Below are 2,050 nucleotides of genomic sequence, written 5' to 3'. Positions count from 1 at the left end.
AATCCCCAGGCGACGACACACCACCCGGAAAACGACACGCCATCCCCACAATCACCACCGGATCACCATCCACCACCCCCACCACACCATCCGAAACCACCGACCGCGAACCACCGAACAACACCTCATCCAAATGACCAGCCAGCACCACGGGCGACGGATAGTCGAACGCCAGCGTCGCCGGAAGCGGTTCGCCGACGGCCGTCGACAACTGGTTGCGAAGTTCGACGGCGCTCAGCGACGTGAAGCCGAGGTCCTTGAAAGGCCGTTCCATGTCGATCCGGCCCGGGTCGGTCTGGCCGAGCACGAGCGCGGTGTGCTCGCGGACAAGGTCTGTGATGCGGGCCCGCCGTCCGTCCGGGGTGAGCTTGCCGAGTTCGGCGGCCGGTCGCCGGTCCGGTGCCGGCGGCGGGGCGGCGAGGTTGCTCAGCAGCGGGCTGGGCCGGGTGGCGGTGAAGGCGGTCGGGAACCTCTCCCAGTCGATGTCGGCGATCGTCACCGAGGTGTCGCCGCGCTCGAGGACGTATCGGAGGGCGGCCAGGGCTCGCTGCGGTGGTAGGGCCGTGTAGCCGGTGCGGCGCAGTTCGCGTACGCCGTCGGCCATGCCCGCGCCCGCCCAGGGGCCCCACGAGATCACGACCGCGGGCCGTCCGGCCTTGCGCATCCGGCGGCCGAGGGCGTCGAGGTACGCGTTGGCGGCGGCGTAGTTGGCCTGCCCGGGCGTTCCGATGGCTCCGGCGACCGAGGAGAACAGCACGAATGCGGTCAGCGGGTGGTCTCGGGTCAGCTCGTCGAGCAGGCGTGCCGAGTGCGCCTTGGCCGCCAGGACAGTCTCGAACCGTGACGGCGACAACGATTCGATCACTCCGTCGTCGAGGACTCCCGCGGCGTGGAAGACGGCCGTGACCGCGCCAACGGTCCGCAGCGCGTCCGCGACCTGTTCCCGGTCGGCGACGTCGCACGCGAGGACGGTGACTTGCGGCCCGTGCTCCCGTAGTTCCCGTACGAGGTCGGCAGCGCCGGGCGCGTCCGGGCCACGCCGGCTGAGCAGGACGACGTGGTCCGCGCCGCTCTGCGCCACCCAGCGGGCGACGGCCGCTCCGAGCGCCCCGGTTCCCCCGGTGATGAGCACCGTGCCGTGCGGCGTCCAGGGCGTGTCGCCCACGGAGCGACCGGTCAGCGGCAGCCGTTCGAGCCGGCGGGCGAGGACTCCGGCCGTCCGGATGGCGACCTGGTCCTCGCCGCTGTCGGAGAGCAGAACGTCGACGAGGCGGTCGGCTGCGGCCCGGCCGGCGGCGGGGAGGTCGACGAGGCCACCCCATCGGGTGGGGTGTTCGAGGGCGGCCACCCGCCCGAATCCCGAGGTGGTCGCGGCGGCGGGGTGTTCGCCTGCGCCGGTGGTGGCCGCCCACACACGACAGTGCGGCGCCGTGTCCGGGATGGCCTGCAGCAGCCTCAGCACCCCGGCGAGGCCGGTGGGCACGGGTGTGGCCGGATCGTCGTCGCCGTCGACGCCAAGGAGCGAGAGGACGCCGTCGTAGTCGTCTCCGATCGGGTCGAGCGGCGACGCGGGGTCGACGACGAGTGCGGTGACGTCGACGCCGGCGGCCGCGAGCGCGGTGGCGGCGAGGTCGCCCCACCCGCCGGAGTCGCGGTTGCCGGAGACGACGAGCCATCGGCCGGGGCGCCGGGTGCGGTCGGGTCGCGGCACGCTGGTCCACGTCTCGCGGTAGCACCAGCGGCGCAGCTCGGCCTCGTCCTGCTGCTGTTGCCGCCAGGCGGTGAAGGCGGGCAGCAGGGCGGCGAGGTTGTCGTCGAGGGGGATCTCGCCGCTCTCCACGGCGGCCCAGAACCCGCTGTCGTCGTCCGCCGTTGTCGGCGTGGCGGGTCGCGGTGGCAGCCAGTAGCGTTGCCGTTGGAAGGCGTATGTCGGCAGGTCGAGTGGTCGGGCGTCGGCCGGTAGCGCGGGAGTCCAGTCGACCGGCACCCCGGCGGTGTGCAGAGCACCCAACGCGCCCAGGAACGTAACCGCCTCGTCAGCATCGCGGCG

At 72.9% G+C, this 2,050-nt stretch carries 1 protein-coding gene; it reads right to left on the bottom strand.

The genetic code is table 11. From position 1 onward, the window contains the following. Positions 1-2,011 (bottom strand): SDR family NAD(P)-dependent oxidoreductase (locus tag AB0I42_RS37250; protein WP_357544485.1); only part of this gene is annotated, 2,011 nt, incomplete at its 3' end. Between the last annotated feature and the right edge of the window lie 39 nt (positions 2,012-2,050).

It is taken from the genome of Polymorphospora sp. NPDC050346, from assembly GCF_040655695.1.
In the GTDB taxonomy this organism is placed as follows: Bacteria; Actinomycetota; Actinomycetes; order Mycobacteriales; family Micromonosporaceae; genus Polymorphospora; species Polymorphospora lycopeni.
This window is presented reverse-complemented; position numbering and strand designations above follow the sequence as displayed.